The organism is Streptomyces cupreus (genome assembly GCF_014257025.1).
Classification (GTDB): Bacteria; Actinomycetota; Actinomycetes; order Streptomycetales; family Streptomycetaceae; genus Streptomyces; species Streptomyces cupreus.
In genome coordinates this window covers 167,642-183,969 of the sequence record NZ_JACMSF010000009.1, presented here as the reverse complement: position 1 = coordinate 183,969, position 16,328 = coordinate 167,642, and the positions used below count along the sequence as shown (strand labels likewise).

The window sequence follows — 16,328 nt, the reverse complement described above, 5'->3', positions numbered from 1 at the left end:
ACAGTTTGTTGAATTGGATTCCGGGCGGCGCCACCGCCTGGGCGCGACAGGACAGGTGTCAGCGGCGGCGCCGCCCGGAGGTCTTCGGGGTCGTCAGACCTGCGCGCCGGAGAGGCGCTCGACCGCGCGCAGCAGCGCGGAGTGGTCCAGGCCGCCGTCGCCCTGTGCGCGCAGGGAGGCCACGAGCTGGGCGACCACGGCGCCGACGGGCAGGGCCGCGCCGACGTTGCGGGCGGCGTCGGTGACGATGCCCATGTCCTTGTGGTGCAGGTCGATCCGGAAGCCCGGCTTGAAGTCGCGCTGGAGGAAGTTGTCCTTCTTGCGTGTGAGCACGGTGGAGCCGGCCAGGCCGCCGCCCAGGACGTCCAGGGCCGCCTTCAGGTCCACGCCGGACTTCTCCAGGAAGACCACGGCCTCGGCGCACGCCTGGATGTTCACGGCGACGATCAGCTGGTTGGCGGCCTTCACGGTCTGGCCGGAGCCGTGCGGACCGCACAGCACGATGGTCTTGCCGAGGGCCTCCAGCACCGGCCTGGCCTCGTCGAAGTCGGCCTGCTCACCACCGACCATGATCGACAGTACGGCCTCGATGGCACCGGCCTCACCACCGGACACCGGGGCGTCCAGTACGCGGATGCCCTTGACCTCGGCTGCCTTCGCCAGGTCGATGGAGGTCTGCGGGGTGATGGACGACATGTCGATCAGCAGGGCGCCGGAGCGAGCGTTCTCCAGGATGCCGTCCGGGCCGTAGGAGATGGCCTCGACCTGCGGGGAGGCGGGCACCATCGTGATGATGACGTCGGCGTCCTTGACGGCCTCGGCGATCGAACCGGCGGCCGTGCCACCGGCCTTGGTCAGCCGGTCCAGCTTCTCCTGCTCCAGGGTGAACCCGGTGACGTCGTAACCCGCCTTGATCAGGTTCTCGGACATGGGGGAGCCCATGATGCCGAGGCCGATCCAGGCGATCGCCGGGCGGGTCGGGTGGGAGGAATCTGCGAGGTTGCTCATGATGGGGTGCCTTTCGGTCAGGGGGGTCAGCGGGGCAGCCAGTCGAAGGCCTCGGCGCTCGGGCGGTCGCCCGGCTTGTACTCAAGGCCGACCCAGCCGTCGTAACCCGCCTTCTGCAGCTGGTCGAGGAGGTCTTCCAGGGGGAGGGAGCCGGTGCCCGGAGCGCCTCGGCCCGGGTTGTCGGCGATCTGCACGTGGCCGGTCCTGGCGGCGTACCGCTCGATCACCGACGGGAGGTCCTCGCCGTTCATGGACAGGTGGTAGAGGTCCATGAGGAACTTCGCGTTGCCGAGGCCGGTCGCGTCGTTGACCTTGTCGACGATCCCCACCGCGGCGGGCGCGCTCACCAGCGGGTACAGCGGCGACTCGGGCTTGTTCAGCGCCTCGATCAGCAGGATCGCGCCGATCCGGTCGGCGGCCCGGGCCGCGAGGACGAGGTTCTCCAGCGCCAGCGCGTCCTGCTCGGCCGGGTCCACGCCCTCGACGCGGTTGCCGTACAGCGCGTTGAGCGCCTTGCAGCCGAGGGAGGCGGCGAAGTCGGCGGCCACGTCGATGTTGGCGCGGAACCTGTCCGACTCCTCGCCCGGGACCGACAGGGCGCCGCGGTCCGGGCCCGGGAGCCGGCCGGCGTAGAAGTTCAGGCCCGTGAGCTGGACGCCCGCCTCCTCGATCGCCTTCTTCAGGGCGTCGAGCTCGGACCGCTCGGGGGTCGGGGAGTCGATCCAGGGCCACCACAGCTCGACCGCGGTGAAGCCGGCCGTGGCGGCGGCCGCGGGGCGCTCCAGGAGCGGGAGTTCCGTGAAGAGGATCGACAGGTTGACGTTGAAGCGCTGCTCGTCGAATCCCATAGGGTCCGGCGCTCCCTTCCGTACTCTGACTATTCCGTATTGCGGAAGTTGCTTTCTGCTTAATGGAAGACTGCCTGTGGAGGGGGAGAGCTGTCAAGAGCCGAGCGCACAAAAAAGCCCCCGCGCGTGATGCGCGGGGGCAGGTCGAAACGGCTGATCAGAGTGCGTCCACGGCACTCACCTTCCAGCCCTCGTCGGTGCGGGCCATCGTCATCCGCACCCGGTTCAGATCCAGGCGTGAGCCCGAGACCCGGGTGCTCTCGGTGATCTGGTTGGCGAAGAGCAGCACGACGACCTTGTCCGGTGCGGCCGACACGACGGAGGCCGTGGCGACGGTCGCCTTCACCACGCCGTGGTACTTCTTCGCGGTCGGGCCGACCACGGCGGTCGTGGTCTTGCGGTACTCGCCCGCGAACTTCCCGGTCAGCAGCGCGCGGGCGCGGGCGAAGTCCCGGTCCAGATGCCGGTAGTCGTACGACAGCACGACCGGCGCCGCCTTCCGCGCGGCGGCCATCGCCTCACCCCGCGCCTGCTGAGCCCGCCGCGCCTCCCAGTACTGCCATCCCAGTACGCCGACCGCGACCAGCCCCGCCACCAGCAGCACGCACAGGGCCGCGGTGAGCAGCTTCCGGTGACGGGAGGTGCCCCGCTCCCGCGGCGGGGTCTCCTCGAAATCCTCCGGCGACGGCTCGGGCGGGTCCTCCCAGCCGTTCTTCGGGGCCTCGACCAGCACGGTGCGCCCGGAGGCCCGGTCCTCGGGCACGTCATCGGTGGTGGCGCCGCGCTCGGCGCGCTTGGCCGCCGCGCGGGCGGCCGCGGTCAGGGTCCGGCGGCCGGCCGAGCCGGCGCTGCGGGTTCGGGTGGTCGGGTTCGCCATGGTCGTACTCCTCAACAGGTGGTGCGTGTCAGCCGACGAACTCGACGTCCGAGGTCAGCCAGCGGCCGTCGCGGTGCACCAGATCGAGCTGGAGCCGGTAGGTGCGCGCCTCGCCCCGGGGCACCGCGGTGTTGGTCACCTCGCTGTCGGCGACCACCAGCACACGGGCCGAGCGCTCGTCGGAGCGGACGATGCCCGCCTCCAGGACCTGGCCCTCGGAGACGGACTTGTTGTCGGTGACCAGCTGGGTGAGCTGCTTGGTCTGCGCGGCGAACTCCTTCTTGAAGTTCCCGGTGGCGCTCTCCAGCACATTCGCGCTGTCCCGGCCGTAGTGCCGGTAGTCGAGCGAGGTGAAGTTCAGTGCCGAGCGACGGGCGGCGGCGAGGATGTCCTGGCGCCGCTGCTCCGCCTCGCGCTGTCCGGCGAGCCCGAGGGCCAGCCAGACCGCCAGCGCGGTGGTGAGGACGGTCGCGACGACGAGCGCCGCCGCCACCGCCCCGGGGTGCCTCATGCCATGGGGCCGACGAGCAGCCATTGCCACGACTCCTTTCCGAACACGGCCTGCTGGCCGCCCGTCGAGCCGATCTCGACGGTCCTTCCGTCCGGGCCGGTGGTGGTGCCGGTCTCCGGGTCGTACGCCGTGACGTATGTCGTCGGCTGGGAACCGGGGGCGTTCTGCGCGCCCCGCACCGAGGACTCGCTGCCGCGCGGCAGCGTGCAGCGCGCGTCGGTGTTCGGCTCGCGCGTGCTGGTGTCCGCCGGGTCGCGCCGGGCCGTGCCGTATCCCTGGGTGCAGGGCGGCGGGTCGTCGGCGTTCACCACCAGGCCGAAGTGGGTGGTGCCGTCACCGGGGATGACGGTGTAGCTGCCCGAGACCACCACCGGGAAGGTGACCAGGGCCTGTTCCACGCCGGGCAGCCGGGCGAGCGTGACCCGGCCGCCGCTGATCAGGTTGCCCAGCAGCACCGACAGTTGCGGCTGCGTCGACTTCAGCAGCGAGTTGAGCTCCACCGCCGCCGGTTTCGCGTTGCCGATCAGCTTGCGCAGATCGCCGTCGCTGGACTTCAACTCCGCGGTGAGCAGGGCCAGATCGCGGGAGAACGCCTTGATGGACGAGCCCTGGTCGGCCTGTGTCTTGAGCACCTTCCGGGAGTCCTCGATCAGCTCGATCGTCTCGGGCAGCGACTCGGACGCGGACTCGACGAGCGCGTTGCCCGAGTCCACCAGCCGGCTCAGATGCGGGCCGGTGCCGGCGAAGGCCTTGCCCAACTCGTCGACGGTGACCCGCAGATCGTCCTTGCCGACCGAGTTCACCAGCCGGTCGAGGCCGAGGACCAGGTCGGTCGTGGGCAGCGGCACGCGCGTGCGGCCGCGCGGGATCGTGCTGCCGTCGAGCAGATACGGCCCGCTCGAGCCGCGCGGCTGGAGGTCGACGTACTGCTCGCCCACCGCCGAGCGGTTCGCCACCACGGCGAGGGTGTCCGCCGGGATGCGCGGCGCGCCGTCGTCGATGTCCAGCGCGACCGAGACCCCGCCGGCGCCGGTCAGCCGCAGCGCGCCGACCCGTCCCACCGGCACCCCGCGGTAGGTGACCTCGGCGCCGGTGAAGATGCCCCCGGAGTCGGCGAAGTCGGCCCGCACGGTGTAGCCGCGGTCCAGCGCGCTGTCGACCAGGCCCGTGTACTCGGCGCCGACATAGGACACACCGACGGCGGTGACGGTGGCGAAGGCGATCAGCTGGGCCTTGACCGTACGTGTGATCACGGCTGTATCCCCTTCAGCATCAGCTCCGCCAGCGCGAGGTCGATCCCGGCTGGCAGGCCCCGGTTTCCGGTGCCGTAGGCGGCGGTGCACACCGGCGGGCACAGCAGGTCGTCGCCGCCGTCGGACGGAGCGGAGGGGGCGGTGGGAGAGTCGGGCAGACCGGGCGTGGGGGTGGGCACGCCCGGCAGGTCCGGGAGTTCGGGCGTGTCGGGGAGATCCGGGGTATCCGGAAGGTCCGGTCCGTCGGGGGTGTCGCCGCCGTCGCCGGGCTCCTCGGCCAGATTGCCGTAGAGGCTCGCCAGATCGAGGTCCGCGGTGACGGAGAGGTTGACGTAGTCGCCCTTGATCGCGTCCACGGCGTTGCGCGGGAAGGGGTAAGTGGTGAGCAGTTCGAGGGAGTTGGGAAGGTCGCTGCCGGCCTTGTTCAACTCCCGTAGGATCGGCTGCAGTTGCTTGAGGTTGGCGACCGTGTCGTCCCGGGACGCCTCGACCACCTTCGTGCCCGTCTTGCCCAGCTTCGACAGGGCGGTGAGCATCTTGGTCAGGTCGCGGCGCTGGTCCGCGAGCACCTTGAGCGCGGGCGGCATCGTGTCGACGGCCTTGGCGATGGTCTTCTTCTCCCTTCCGAGCCGCTTGGCGAGCCGGTCGACGGCCTTGAGCGCACGGACGATGTCCTCGCGCTGTCCGTCCAGGCCGCCGAGGAACGTGTCCAGCTCCCCCAGCAGTGACTTGACCCGGTCCTCGCGACCGTCCAGGGCCTTGTTCAGCTCCACGCTGATCGTCTTGAGCTGCGCCACCCCGCCGCCGTTGAGCAGCGCGGACAGGGCGGACAGCACCTCCTCGATCTCCGGGTTGCGGCCACTGCGGGCGATCGGGATGTGGTCGCCGTCGTGCAGCCGGCCCACCGGGTCGGTGCCGGGCGGGGCGGACAGTGCCACGTACTTCTCGCCGAGCATGCTGGTCTGGCGCAGCTCCGCGACCGCGTTGGCGGGCAGCTGCACCGAGTCGGCGACCCGCAGCTGTACGCGCGCGTGCCAGCCCGCGAGCTCCACCTTCTCGACCGCGCCCACCGTCACGTTGTTGACCTTCACCGCCGACTGCGGGACCAGGTCGAGGACATCGCGGAAGTCGACCGTGACCCGGTACGCGCGGCCGTCAGCGGCGGCGCCGCCCGGCAGCTCCACGTCGTACCAGCCGTTGAACTCACAGCCCGTCAGCAGCAGCGAACCGGCCGCCGCCCACGCGGCGGCACCACGCCTGCGCGGCCCGCTCATGCGGCGCTCCCCAGGATTCCGCCGAGGGTACGGTCCACGGTGCCCGAGACCGCGGGTGCGGTCGGCACTTCGGGCAGCGAGTCGAAGAGCCGCTCCAGCTCCGCGCAGTCCGGGTTCGCGCCGCCCTCGTCGCCGGTCGTGCGCAGCACGGAGCACAGCAGCGCGGCCGGATCCTGCGGGTGCTGCGCGTTGTTGCGGGTGTCGAGGGTCCCGGCGGAGGCGTTGTAGGCGTTCTGGAGGTTCGACAGACCCGTGGGGGCGACCTCCAGCAGCTCCTCCAGCGCGGCGCGTTGCGTGACGAGCACTTTGGTCACCTTGCTGAGGCCCTTCACGTTCGAGGTCAGCGACTTCTTGTTCTTCCTCACGAACGCCGACACATCACCGAGCGCCGTGCCGAGGCTGCGCAGCGCCTCCGCGAGGTCCTCGCGCTCACCGGCGAGCTGCTCCGCCACCTTGGCGAGGCTGGTGTTGAACGACCGCACGCTCTTGTCGTCCGCCGCCAGCGCCGCCGTGAACACCTGAAGGTTCTGCACGGTGCCGAACAGGTCCCCGCGGCCGTCGGACAGCGTGGTGACCGCCTCCGAGAGGTCCTTCACGGTCTGGTGGATGTTCCCGCCCTGGCCCTGGAGGTTGTCCGCGCTCACGCCGAGCAGCCGCGACAGCGAGCCGTCCTTGTTGGCGCCCTCGGGGCCGAGCGCCTCGGCCGTGGTGTGCAGGCTGTCGAAGATCCGGTCAAGCTCGACCGGCACCGCCGTACGCGACTCGGGGATCACGGCGCCGTCCCGCAGCACCGGACCGCTCCGGTACACCGGCAGCAGTTGCACATAACGGTCGCTGACCACCGAGGAGTTGATGATCGCGGCCTGCGCGTCGGCCGGCACCCTGCGCCCCTCGTCGTACTCCAGCTCCACCCGTACCCGGTCGCCCTCCGGGGTGATCTCCTTGACCTCGCCGATCCGGACGCCGAGGACGCGGACGTCGGAGCCGGGGTAGATGCCGACCGTGCGTGGGAAATAGGCGGTGACCCGCACCTTCTCGGGGCGCGGCCACAGTACGAAGGCGGCCCCGGCGACGAGCGCCAGTACGAGAAGCAGCGCCAGACGTTTCCTCATCGCGAGCCTCCCGTGCGCGGCACCACCGGGGCGGCGACCAGGTTCTGGACGTAGGAGTCGAACCAGCGGCCGTTGCCGAGGGTGTTGGTGAAGACCCGGACGTAGGGCGCGAGCAGCTTGACGCTGCGGTCCAGGCTCGACTGGTTGCGTTCGAGCATCTCGACCACGCCGTTCAGGCCCTTCAGCGCCGGTCCGATCTCCTTGTCGTTGTCCTCGACCAGGCCGGAGAGCTCGACGCCGAGCGCGGCGGAGGACTTCAGCAGCTTGCTGATGGCCTTGCGCCGCTTGCTGATCTCCTTGAACAGCGCGTCGCCGTCCTCGACCAGGGCGGTGAAGTCCTCGGTTCGTTCGGCGAGTACGCCGGTCACCCCGTTCGCGTGGTCGAGGAGTTCACGCAGCGCCTTGTCGCGCGAGGCGACCGTCCGGGAGATCTTCGACAGGCCCTTGACGGACGCCCGCACCTCGGCGGGGGAGTCCTGGAACGTGGTGGAGATGGTGTCCAGGGCCTTCCCCAGCCGCTCGGTGTCCACCTCCTCGGTCGTGGTCGTCAGATCGCTGAACGCCTGCACCACGTCGTACGCCGGCACGGTCCGCGTCAGCGGGATCTCACTGCCGGCCTCCAACTGCCCCCGGCCCTTGGGGTGCAGGGCGAGGTACTTCGCGCCGAGGATCGTCTTGACCCGGATCGAGGCACCCGTCTGCGTGCCGAACTCCGGGTCGCCCTTGACCTTGAAGGTGACCTTCACATGGTCGCCGTCCAGGTCGACCTCCTCCACCTTGCCGACCTTGACTCCGGCGATCCGCACCTCGTCGCCGGGCTTGAGACCGCCCGCCTCCGCGAAGGCGGCGCTGTAGGTGTCGCCATCGCCGATCACCGGAAGGGAGTCGGCGTTGAAGGCGGCCACGGTCAGCAGCGCGAGGGCGGTCAGACCGGCGGCGCCGATCACCACCGGGTTCTGCTCCCGGAAGGGAGGCAGGTGCGGCAGACGCGGCAGCTTCGGCAGCCTCGGTGGGTCGATGCGCACCTTGACCAGCGGCTTGGGCCTGGGTGTGCGCTTCCTGCGCAGCGGGAGCTTCATCCGGCGCACCTCGCCCTCGCGACATGCATCTCGGGAGTGATGACCTCGCGCGTCCTCGGCAGCACGATCCGGCCGTCGAAGTCGCAGAGGTAGAAGTTGAACCACGAGCCGTAGGACGCCGTCCCGGTCAGCTCGCCCAGCTTGTTCGGCAGCCGCTTCAGCACGCCCTCCACGGTCTTCTCGTTCCTGTTCAGCGTTCCGGTCAGCTCGGTCAGCTCGGCGATGTCGTCCTTGAGGGGCGGGCGGGCGTCCGCGAGCAGTCCCGACGTCGCCTCCGTGAGGTCGCCGATGCTCACCAGCGACTCCCCGATGGGCTTACGGTCGGCGGACAGCCCGGAGACGACCCGGCGCAACTGCTTCAGCAGCCCGGAGAAGCGGCCGCCGCGCTTGTCGAGCGTCTCCAGCACGGTGTTGAGGTTGTCGATGACGGAACCGATCAGCTCGTCCCGGCCGGCCAGGGTGGTGGTGAGCGACGCCGTGTGCGCCAGCAGGCTGTTGACCGTGCCGCCCTCGCCCTGGAGCGTCTTGATGATCTCGGTGGCGAGCTGGTTGACGTCCTTGGGGCTGAGCGCGGCGAACAGCGGCTTGAAGCCGTTCAGCAGCGCGTTGAGGTCCAGCGCGGGCTGCGTCCGCGACAGCGGGATGGTCGCGCCGGGCCGCATCCGGGTGCCCTTGCCCGGGCCCTCGGTCAGGGCGACGTACCGCTGCCCGACCAGGTTGCGGTAGCGGATCACCGCGCCGGTGCTGGTCAGCAGCGGGCGCTCCTCGGTCACGGTGAAGGTGACCTCGGCCCGGGTGCGGTCCTTGATCCGGATGCCCTCGACCTCGCCCACCCGGACCCCTGCCACCCGGATGTCGTCGCCCTCCTCCAGACCGGTGACGTCGCTGAACACCGCGCGGTAGGTGTCGGTCGGGGTGAAGGAGATGTTCACGATGGTGGCGGCGAGCAGTGCCGTCGCCAGGATCGTCACCAGCGCGAAGAGACTGAACTTGATCAGCGGTCCCGCGGTCCGGTTCGCCCTGCTCGTGCTCGTGCTCGTGCTCATGCGACGCTCACCGCCGTCCCGCGTGCCATCGGCCCGAACAGCAGCGTCGCCACCGGCGGCACCTCGTCGGCGGGCACGCCCAGCACCGGCGCCACCAGCGAGCTCACGGCGCGCTGCTCGGCACGGGTGCCGGACGCTCCGGACGAACCCGCCGCCGACGTACCGTCGTTGAGGTGGGGCTTGGGTCCGGGCACCGGAGGGTGGGGCATGTCGCGGCAGTCCGGCCCCGACCGCTCGCCGTAGCGCGGCTCCTCACCGGGTTCGTACGCCGGTTGCTGCCGCACCACTTCGAGCGTGATGCGCATCCTGCCGCCCCGGAACGCCTCCTCCGATGCCTTCTCCTGCCGGACCAGGCCTTCCAGGAGGCACGGATACTCGGGGGAGTAGCGGGCGAACAGCTCCAGGGTGGGGCGCGAGACGCGGCCGAGGGTGATCAGCCGGTCGCCGTTCACGGCGAGGAACTCGTCGGCCGTGCGGGCGGTGGTGGTGGTCGAGGTGAGCGCTGCGGCCAACTGTTCCTTCTTCTCCACGAGCGTGCGGCTGGTCGTGACCGTGTTGCGGAGGATCCTCATCAGGTCGGGCGCCGCGTCGCCGTACACCTCGGCGACGTCCGCGAACCGCGCGATGTCCTCCTTCAGGGACGGCAGATGCGGGTTGAGCTTGCGCAGATAGGCCTCCACGCGCGTGAGGTTGTCGCCGATCCGGTCGCCGCGCCCTTCGAGCGCCGTGGCGAACGCGGAGAGGGTGGCGTTGAGTTCGCCCGGCTTCACGGTCCGCAGCAGTGGCAGCAGGTCGTTCATGAGTTGCTGGAGTTCGATGCCGACCCGGGTGCGGTCCTGGGTGATGACGTCCCCGGCGCTGATCGGCCGCGCGGACGAGCCGGCGGGCACGACCAGATCGACGTACTTCTCGCCGAACAGCGTCTTGGGCAGCAGCCGTGCGTGCACATCGGCGGGGATGTACGCGACGTGCTCCGGCCTGAGCGCGATGTCGAGGGTCGCCTTCGTCCCGTCCGCGCGCACCGCGCGCACCTCGCCGACCAGCAGTCCGCGCAGCTTGACGTCGGCCCGCCGGTCGAGCTGGTTGCCCAGGCTGTCCGCCTCCAGCGTGATCCGCACGACCGGCGTGAACGCCTGCCGGTAGACCGCGACCGACAGGGACAGCAACAGCGCCAGCACGGCGATGAACACCAGGCCGTACACCCGCAGTCGCACCACTCTCACCCGGCTCACCCCGCTATCCGTACGGTCGTGTTGGCGCCCCAGATCGCCAACGACAGGAAGAAATCAAGGACGTTGATCGCCACGATCGAGGTCCGCACCGCCCGCCCCACCGCGACGCCGACGCCCGCCGGGCCGCCGCTCGCGTAGTAGCCGTAGAAGCAGTGCACAAGGATGATCACGACGGCGAAGACCAGCACCTTGCCGAAGGACCAGAGCACGTCGACCGGGGGCAGGTACTGCTGGAAGTAGTGGTCGTAGGTGCCCGCCGACTGCCCGTAGTAGCCGGTGGTGATGGTGCGGGCGGCGAGGTACGAGGACAGCAGCCCGACCACGTACAGCGGGATCACGGCGACGAACCCGGCGATCATCCGGGTGGTCACCAGGAACGGCAGCGAGGGCACGCCCATGACCTCCAGGGCGTCGGTCTCCTCACTGATCCGCATCGCGCCGAGCTGCGCGGTGAACCCGGCGCCGACCGTCGCGGACAGCGCGAGCCCTGCCACCAGCGGGGCGATCTCGCGGGTGTTGAAGTACGCCGACAGGAACGCCACGAAGTTGGACGTGCCGAGCTGGTTGAGCGCGGCATAGCCCTGCAGGCCCACCTCTGTGCCGGTGAAGAACGACAGGAAGGCGATGACGCCGACCGTGCCGCCCACGACGGCGAGCGCGCCCCGGCCGAAGCTGACCTCGGCGAGCAGTCGCAGGATCTCCTTCTTGTAGCGGCGCAGGGTGCGGCCGGTCCAGGCCAGCGAGCGTCCGTAGAAGGAGAGTTGGGCGCCCAGGTCCTCCAGGGACCTCAAGGGGCGGTCGAGAAGTCTCATCGGCTAGCCCCTCTGCGGGACGACCTGGAAGTACACCGCGGTCATCACGAAGTTGGTCACGAACAGCAACATGAAGGTGATCACCACCGACTGGTTCACCGCGTCGCCCACACCCTTCGGGCCGCCCTTGGCGGTAAGTCCCTTGTAGGAGGCGACGATCGCGGCGATGGCGCCGAAGACGAGTGCCTTGATCTCGGCCGCCCACAGGTCGGAGAGCTGGGCGAGCGTGGTGAAGGAGGCAAGATACGCGCCCGGTGTGCCGTCCTGGAGGACGACGTTGAAGAAGTAGCCGCCCGCCACCCCGACCACCGACACCAGGCCGTTGAGCAGCACCGCCACCACCATCGAGGCCAGCACCCGCGGCACCACGAGCCGGTGGATCGGGTCGATGCCCAGCACCTGCATCGCGTCGATCTCCTCGCGGATCTTCCGCGCCCCGAGGTCCGCGCAGATCGCCGTGCCCCCGGCGCCCGCGATCAGCAGCGCCGTCACGATCGGTGAGGCCTCGCGCAGCACCGCGAGCACGGAGGCCGCGCCCGAGAACGACTGGGCGCCGAGCTGCCGGGTGAGACTGCCGATCTGGAGGGCGATGACCGCCCCGAAGGGGATGGAGACGAGGGCGGTCGGCAGGATCGTGACGCTCGCGATGAACCACGCCTGCTGGATGAACTCCCGCACCTGGAACGGCCGTCGGGGCACGGTCCGTACGACGTCCAGGGCCATCGCGAACAGGCTGCCGGAGTGGCGCAGCGCGCCCACGGGGTTCAGGCTCATGCGCGGGCCACCTCCTCCCGCCTGGCGATGGCCTGCCAGCGCGGCGGCCGGGGGATGCCCGGGCTGGGCAGCAGCCGGGGCGTGAGGTGCTCGGGGTCGGTGCCCTCCCCGATCTCGGCCAGCTCCTGCTCGACCTGGGCCGCGTCCTTCTCCTCCGCCATGCCGATCGGGCCCTGCACCCGGCCGTTGAGGAACTGCCGTACGACCGGCTCGTCGCTGGTCAGCAGCTGGTCGCGGGGTCCGAACATGACCAGCTCGCGGCGGAACAGCAGCCCGATGTTGTCCGGGACCTGGCGGGCCGAGGCGATGTCGTGGGTGACGATCAGGAAGGTGGCGTCGATCTGGGCGTTGAGGTCGACGATGAGCTGGTTGAGATAGGCGACGCGCACCGGGTCGAGCCCCGAGTCCGGCTCGTCGAACAGGATGATCTCCGGGTCCAGGACCAGCGCCCGCGCAAGCCCCGCGCGCTTGCGCATACCGCCGGAGATCTCCCCGGGCAGCTTCTCCTCGGCGCCGATCAGACCGACCATGTCCATCTTCTCCAGGACGATCCGTCTGATCTCGCTCTCCGGTTTGCGGGTGTGCTCGCGCAGCGGGAAGGCGATGTTGTCGTACAGGTTCATCGAGCCGAACAGCGCGCCGTCCTGGAACAGCACGCCGAAGAGCTTGCGCACCTCGTAGAGGTCGTGCTCGCGGAGCTTGGTGATGTCCCGGCCCTGGATCGTGATGGAGCCGCGCTCCGGCTTCAGCAGGCCGACGAGCGTCTTGAGGAACACCGACTTGCCCGTGCCCGAGGGGCCGAGCATGACCGAGACCTCCCCGGCCGGCAGCGTCAGCGAGACGTCCTGCCAGATGACCTGGTGACCGAAGGACTTGGTCAGCCCTTCCACACAGATCTCGACACCCATCCGGTCCACCCTTCAGCCCACGGAGCAGCTCCTTCATCTGCTCTACGGGGAGGGGCGGGGCGTCCGTCGCGACGGAGGCGAATTTTTTTTCGGACAGGTGGAGAAGGGGTTACGGCAGTGGGTCCACGGAGGCTTCGGGCAGGTCCGTAGCGACGGGGCCGTCCGGGAGGTCCGGCACGGTGGGCGCGACGTCGCTTACGTCCGGGGTCGCGGGTGTGGCGGGCAGCTCGGGTACCTCGGGCACCGGCACCTCGGGCACTTCCGGCACCTCGGGTGCCGACAGCTCCGGCGCCGAGGTGAGCGGGACCTCCGGCAGGGGCGGCACCGACAGCGGCAGCAGCGGGCGGTCCGAGGGGGGCCGCGTCGCCCTCGGGGCGCCGGACGCCGAGGCGGACGGCCGCTCCCGCGCGTCCGGGGACGGCACCATGCCGTCGGTGTCCGGCCCCTGCCAGGCCTCCGGGACCGGGGAGACGGTGGTCCGGGGCGTGGTGCCCTGCCCGTCCCAGTCGTGGGCGTACGGCAGCACGAACCCGGCCACCACCAGCGTCGCCGCCGTGGACGCCAGCGCCACGGCCTGCGCCTGCGAGGCCCCGCGCGGCCTGCCCCGGCCCCACAGGAACAGGGCGAGGCCGAGCGTCCCGGCCAGCGAGTTGCGCAGCGTGCGGCGGGCCCGGGCGAGCAGCGACTCGACCGTCCGGTAGCTCAGGCCCATCCGCACCGCGACCTGCCCGACGTCCAGGTCCTCCGACTTCAGCCGGAGCGCCTCCGCCTGGCGCGCGGGCAGCTCACCGCTGCGCACGGCCAGCCACTTGGCCTCGGCCCGGTCGCACACCGCCTCCTCGACGGGCACCGGCCCCGGGGCGATCAGGGTCGGGCTGGTGCGCACCTCGGCCTCGCGGTTGACCTGCCGGTACCGGTCCACACACAGCCGGATCGTCACCGTGGTCAGCCACGCGGCCAGCCGCTCGTCGTCCAGGTCGGGGCGCTCGGCGGCGCGCAGCATCGCCTCGTGCACGGCGTCCTCGGCGTCCTCCAGGGACATCGACCTGCGGCGGGCCACCCTGAGCAGATGCTCCCGGTGGGTCCACATGCGCTCCCACCGGTCGTGGGCCGCCTGTATCTCCGCCGGCATGTCCATCGCCATGAGGGCCCCTTCGCGCTCATCCGCCGGTCACGTGCGCCCGGCGGAGGGCGACATTACCGCCCGGTAGTCGCGGTTGTGGAGGGGGCGGCGACCATCGAGTTCTCATCGTTGCCGGGCAGCGGGGGCGCGCTGGGCAGCACGGGGGCGACCTCGGTGCCGGGCAGGGGGACCAGGGGCTCGGCCGGGGCCGGGTCGGCCGGTGCGCTGTGCGTCGGCCGCGGCTCGGACGGCGCCGGGGAGGCAGGCGTAGGCGATCCGCTCTTCGTCGGGCGGGCACTCGGCGTGGGCGAGGGCTCCCGCCGGGCCGGCCGGGACGCCCCGGGGTCCGGGCTCGCGGCGCCCGTCGCCCCGGCGTCCGGCACCACCCGGTGCCCTTCCAGGAAGTACGCGAACCACGCCCGCACCGTCCGCAGATAGGCCCCGGAGTGGTTGTAGCCGAGGATCGCCGCGTCCAGGTCGCCCGGCACGGACAGATCGCGTCCGCCCGCACACAGATAGCGGCCGGCGGCGAGGGCCGCGTCGAAGACGTTGTGCGGGTCGGCCCGCCCGTCGCCGTTGCCGTCGGCGCCCCAGACCGCCCAGGTCGACGGGATGAACTGCATCGGGCCCACCGCACGGTCGTACACCGCGTCCCCGTCGAGGGCGCCGCCGTCGCTGTCCCGGATGAGGGCGAAGCGCACGCCGTCCAGCCGGGGGCCGCGGATCGGCGTCAGCGTCGTGCCCTCCGCGTCCACCCGTCCGCCGCCCGCCTGCCCCGACTCCACCTGGCCGACGGCGGCCAGCAACTGCCAGCGCAGCCGGCAGCCGGGCGCGGAGTCGGCGAGCCGCGCCTCGGCCCGCCGGTAGGCGGCGAACACGCTCGCCGGCAGCGCGCCGCCCACCGGTGCCGACCCGGCCTTCCGTACCCGCAGCGGCGGCAGCCCGGTGCGGTAGGGGGCGTCCCCGGACACGCTCGGCCCGCGCCCGGCGGCCTGCTCCATGGGCGCGGCGGCCCGCGCCGGTGCCGCCCCCGGCGCCTGGGACGCGGTCAGCGCCGCCATCGCCGCAGCCGCGAGCGCCGTACCCCTCATACCTCTGACTCTGTGTCCTGCCACGTCGCGTTCCCCTCCGGTGAGTTCTCCTCGTCTGCTCTACGGGGCAGGGGGGCGGGTCCGTCGCGGGGATCCCGTACCGGCTGGGGCTGCCCGAGGAACCGTGCAGCGGTTAGGTTGAGCGCGTGCGACTGAGAGTGGAATTCACGACCGAGCCCTTCGACCTCGACGAGGCGCCCGCGCACGCGGTCGTCGCCCGCGAGGTCATCGAGGCGGCCGAGCTGGACGCGGTGGACGTCGGCCCGTTCGGCAACACCGCCGAGGGCAGCGCCGACGCCGTCCTCACCGCCGTGGACGCGCTGCTGCGCAAGACCCTGGAGTCCGGCGCCACCCGCGTCTCGCTCCAGATCAATGTGCTCGGGGAGGGTGCGCGGTGAACGACGAGCCCTTCATCGCGGCCGTGAAGCCGCTGGTCGACGCCATGGGCGGCGAGATGCTCCCGCCGGACGAGGCGGGCCCCGACGACGTCGTGCTCTCCTGGGAGGGCGCCGATGTGCTCGCCGTACGGCTGCCCCAGCTCGCGGACTCCCTGGACCACATCCTGGCCGCCATGGAACGCAAGCAGGGCAAGCCGCTGGCCGACCTCGACCGCAAAGCGAAGCAGGAGGTCGTACGGATACTTGAGGCGCGCGGCGCCTTCTCCGTACGGCACGGCGTGGAGACCGTTGCCGGCGCCCTCGGCGTCAGCCGCTTCACCGTCTACAACTACCTGAACCGCGAGAAGGGGGCCTGACCGGCGGCTGCCGGGTTTCGTCACCCGGAATTTTCAACAAAGTGTTGACGTGGGTGTCGCGCAGGGCGTTAGCTATCGGCAGCCCGTTCAGCACAAGGCCACGGAGGCTCCCGTGACGTCCACATCCACGCCGGGCCTGGTCCGGTTCAACGCCCTGGAGGAGCACGCGGCCTTCGCCGCGCTCCACGAGGCGTGCGCCTCCCGGACCTGGGCCGAGCGGCTCCTCGCCGCCCGCCCGTACGCCACCGTCGAGGCCCTCTACGCCGCAAGCGACGCCGCCATGGCCGAGCTGACCATCGCGGACCTCGAAGAGGCGATGGCCGGCCACCCGCCGATCGGCCGCCCCAAGCCCGGCGACCCGACCTCGGCCCGCGAACAGCGCGGCATGGCCGGCGCCCCCGAGGAGCTCAAGGCGGAGATGCTCGAACTGAACCTGGCCTACCAGGACAAGTTCGGCCATGTCTTCCTCATCTGCGCCACCGGCCGGACCGGCGAGCAGATGCGCGACGCGGTCAAGGAGCGGATCGGCAACTCGCCGGAGCAGGAGCGCGAGATCGTCCGCACCGAGCTGGGCAAGATCAACCGTATCCGGCTCGCCCGCATCGTCGAAGAGGACTGACAGCAGC

18 protein-coding genes are annotated in these 16,328 nt (G+C 71.1%); 3 read left to right on the top strand and 15 right to left on the bottom strand.

Features of this window, described 5'->3' with window-relative positions; translation table 11 throughout:
• Positions 1–93: 93 nt before the first annotated feature.
• From H4N64_RS11685 to H4N64_RS11615, 15 genes are all read right to left on the bottom strand, one after another.
• Positions 94–1,008, bottom strand: a complete 915-nt coding sequence (locus tag H4N64_RS11685; RefSeq protein WP_186282152.1) for a 2-hydroxy-3-oxopropionate reductase — start codon at positions 1,006–1,008, stop codon at positions 94–96.
• A gap of 26 nt (positions 1,009–1,034) precedes the next feature.
• The gene (locus tag H4N64_RS11680; RefSeq protein WP_186282151.1) at positions 1,035–1,856 is read right to left on the bottom strand and encodes a TIM barrel protein; all 822 of its coding nucleotides are present in this window, start codon (positions 1,854–1,856) and stop codon (positions 1,035–1,037) included.
• Positions 1,857–2,013: 157 nt separating this feature from the next.
• Positions 2,014–2,733 (bottom strand): hypothetical protein, encoded by a 720-nt coding sequence (locus H4N64_RS11675; protein WP_186282150.1) that lies wholly within the window; start codon positions 2,731–2,733, stop codon positions 2,014–2,016.
• 28 nt (positions 2,734–2,761) lie between these two features.
• Entirely contained in the window at positions 2,762–3,244 is a 483-nt protein-coding gene (locus H4N64_RS11670; protein WP_186282149.1) for a hypothetical protein, read from the bottom strand.
• Positions 3,241–4,497 (bottom strand): MCE family protein, encoded by a 1,257-nt coding sequence (locus tag H4N64_RS11665; protein WP_186282148.1) that lies wholly within the window; start codon positions 4,495–4,497, stop codon positions 3,241–3,243. Before H4N64_RS11665 ends, H4N64_RS11670 begins: the two co-directional genes overlap by 4 nt.
• The gene (locus tag H4N64_RS11660; RefSeq protein WP_186282147.1) at positions 4,494–5,771 is read right to left on the bottom strand and encodes an MCE family protein; all 1,278 of its coding nucleotides are present in this window, start codon (positions 5,769–5,771) and stop codon (positions 4,494–4,496) included. Before H4N64_RS11660 ends, H4N64_RS11665 begins: the two co-directional genes overlap by 4 nt.
• Positions 5,768–6,883: an MCE family protein gene (locus H4N64_RS11655; protein ID WP_186282146.1), complete on the bottom strand. Its 1,116-nt coding sequence runs from the start codon at positions 6,881–6,883 to the stop codon at positions 5,768–5,770. The genes H4N64_RS11660 and H4N64_RS11655 overlap by 4 nt, the downstream gene beginning before the upstream one ends.
• Positions 6,880–7,962: an MCE family protein gene (locus H4N64_RS11650; RefSeq protein WP_186282145.1), complete on the bottom strand. Its 1,083-nt coding sequence runs from the start codon at positions 7,960–7,962 to the stop codon at positions 6,880–6,882. Before H4N64_RS11650 ends, H4N64_RS11655 begins: the two co-directional genes overlap by 4 nt.
• Complete coding sequence (locus tag H4N64_RS11645) at positions 7,959–9,008, bottom strand: MCE family protein (RefSeq protein WP_186282144.1); 1,050 nt, start codon at positions 9,006–9,008, stop codon at positions 7,959–7,961. The genes H4N64_RS11650 and H4N64_RS11645 overlap by 4 nt, the downstream gene beginning before the upstream one ends.
• The gene (locus tag H4N64_RS11640) at positions 9,005–10,231 is read right to left on the bottom strand and encodes an MCE family protein (protein ID WP_186282189.1); all 1,227 of its coding nucleotides are present in this window, start codon (positions 10,229–10,231) and stop codon (positions 9,005–9,007) included. Before H4N64_RS11640 ends, H4N64_RS11645 begins: the two co-directional genes overlap by 4 nt.
• 5 nt (positions 10,232–10,236) lie before the next feature.
• A complete protein-coding gene (locus tag H4N64_RS11635; RefSeq protein WP_186282143.1) occupies positions 10,237–11,052 on the bottom strand; it encodes an MlaE family ABC transporter permease in 816 nt (271 codons plus the stop codon).
• Between the two features lie 3 nt (positions 11,053–11,055).
• Positions 11,056–11,826 carry an MlaE family ABC transporter permease gene (locus tag H4N64_RS11630; RefSeq protein WP_186282142.1) on the bottom strand — a complete coding sequence of 257 codons (771 nt, stop codon included), beginning with the start codon at positions 11,824–11,826 and terminating at the stop codon, positions 11,056–11,058.
• Positions 11,823–12,734, bottom strand: coding sequence for an ABC transporter ATP-binding protein (locus H4N64_RS11625; protein WP_186282141.1), 912 nt, complete (start codon positions 12,732–12,734; stop codon positions 11,823–11,825). Before H4N64_RS11625 ends, H4N64_RS11630 begins: the two co-directional genes overlap by 4 nt.
• 109 nt (positions 12,735–12,843) lie before the next feature.
• The gene (locus tag H4N64_RS11620; protein ID WP_186282140.1) at positions 12,844–13,878 is read right to left on the bottom strand and encodes an RNA polymerase sigma factor; all 1,035 of its coding nucleotides are present in this window, start codon (positions 13,876–13,878) and stop codon (positions 12,844–12,846) included.
• Between the two features lie 53 nt (positions 13,879–13,931).
• Entirely contained in the window at positions 13,932–14,948 is a 1,017-nt protein-coding gene (locus H4N64_RS11615) for a lytic transglycosylase domain-containing protein (protein ID WP_260859659.1), read from the bottom strand.
• A gap of 146 nt (positions 14,949–15,094) precedes the next feature.
• On the opposite strand from H4N64_RS11615, the gene H4N64_RS11610 reads away from it, so the two are divergent.
• From H4N64_RS11610 to uraD, 3 genes are all read left to right on the top strand, one after another.
• Positions 15,095–15,346, top strand: coding sequence for a thiamine-binding protein (locus H4N64_RS11610; protein ID WP_186282139.1), 252 nt, complete (start codon positions 15,095–15,097; stop codon positions 15,344–15,346).
• Between the two features lie 44 nt (positions 15,347–15,390).
• Positions 15,391–15,702: a helix-turn-helix domain-containing protein gene (locus H4N64_RS11605; RefSeq protein ID WP_186282187.1), complete on the top strand. Its 312-nt coding sequence runs from the start codon at positions 15,391–15,393 to the stop codon at positions 15,700–15,702.
• Between the two features lie 112 nt (positions 15,703–15,814).
• Entirely contained in the window at positions 15,815–16,321 is a 507-nt protein-coding gene (gene uraD, locus H4N64_RS11600; protein ID WP_186282138.1) for a 2-oxo-4-hydroxy-4-carboxy-5-ureidoimidazoline decarboxylase, read from the top strand.
• Positions 16,322–16,328 lie beyond the last annotated feature (7 nt).

Excerpts from the sequence above, each read along its gene's own strand:
- H4N64_RS11615 (WP_260859659.1), bottom strand. The coding sequence starts at position 14,948 with ATGAGGGGTACGGCGCTCGCGGCTGCGGCGATGGCGGCGCTGACCGCG.
- H4N64_RS11680 (WP_186282151.1), bottom strand. The coding sequence starts at position 1,856 with ATGGGATTCGACGAGCAGCGCTTCAACGTCAACCTGTCGATCCTCTTC.
- H4N64_RS11635 (WP_186282143.1), bottom strand. The coding sequence starts at position 11,052 with ATGAGACTTCTCGACCGCCCCTTGAGGTCCCTGGAGGACCTGGGCGCC.
- H4N64_RS11670 (WP_186282149.1), bottom strand. The coding sequence starts at position 3,244 with ATGAGGCACCCCGGGGCGGTGGCGGCGGCGCTCGTCGTCGCGACCGTC.
- H4N64_RS11645 (WP_186282144.1), bottom strand. The coding sequence starts at position 9,008 with ATGAGCACGAGCACGAGCACGAGCAGGGCGAACCGGACCGCGGGACCG.
- H4N64_RS11605 (WP_186282187.1), top strand. The coding sequence starts at position 15,391 with ATGGGCGGCGAGATGCTCCCGCCGGACGAGGCGGGCCCCGACGACGTC.
- H4N64_RS11685 (WP_186282152.1), bottom strand. The coding sequence starts at position 1,008 with ATGAGCAACCTCGCAGATTCCTCCCACCCGACCCGCCCGGCGATCGCC.
- H4N64_RS11625 (WP_186282141.1), bottom strand. The coding sequence starts at position 12,734 with ATGGGTGTCGAGATCTGTGTGGAAGGGCTGACCAAGTCCTTCGGTCAC.
- H4N64_RS11655 (WP_186282146.1), bottom strand. The coding sequence starts at position 6,883 with ATGAGGAAACGTCTGGCGCTGCTTCTCGTACTGGCGCTCGTCGCCGGG.
- H4N64_RS11650 (WP_186282145.1), bottom strand. The coding sequence starts at position 7,962 with ATGAAGCTCCCGCTGCGCAGGAAGCGCACACCCAGGCCCAAGCCGCTG.
- H4N64_RS11675 (WP_186282150.1), bottom strand. The coding sequence starts at position 2,733 with ATGGCGAACCCGACCACCCGAACCCGCAGCGCCGGCTCGGCCGGCCGC.
- H4N64_RS11660 (WP_186282147.1), bottom strand. The coding sequence starts at position 5,771 with ATGAGCGGGCCGCGCAGGCGTGGTGCCGCCGCGTGGGCGGCGGCCGGT.
- H4N64_RS11620 (WP_186282140.1), bottom strand. The coding sequence starts at position 13,878 with ATGGCGATGGACATGCCGGCGGAGATACAGGCGGCCCACGACCGGTGG.
- H4N64_RS11630 (WP_186282142.1), bottom strand. The coding sequence starts at position 11,826 with ATGAGCCTGAACCCCGTGGGCGCGCTGCGCCACTCCGGCAGCCTGTTC.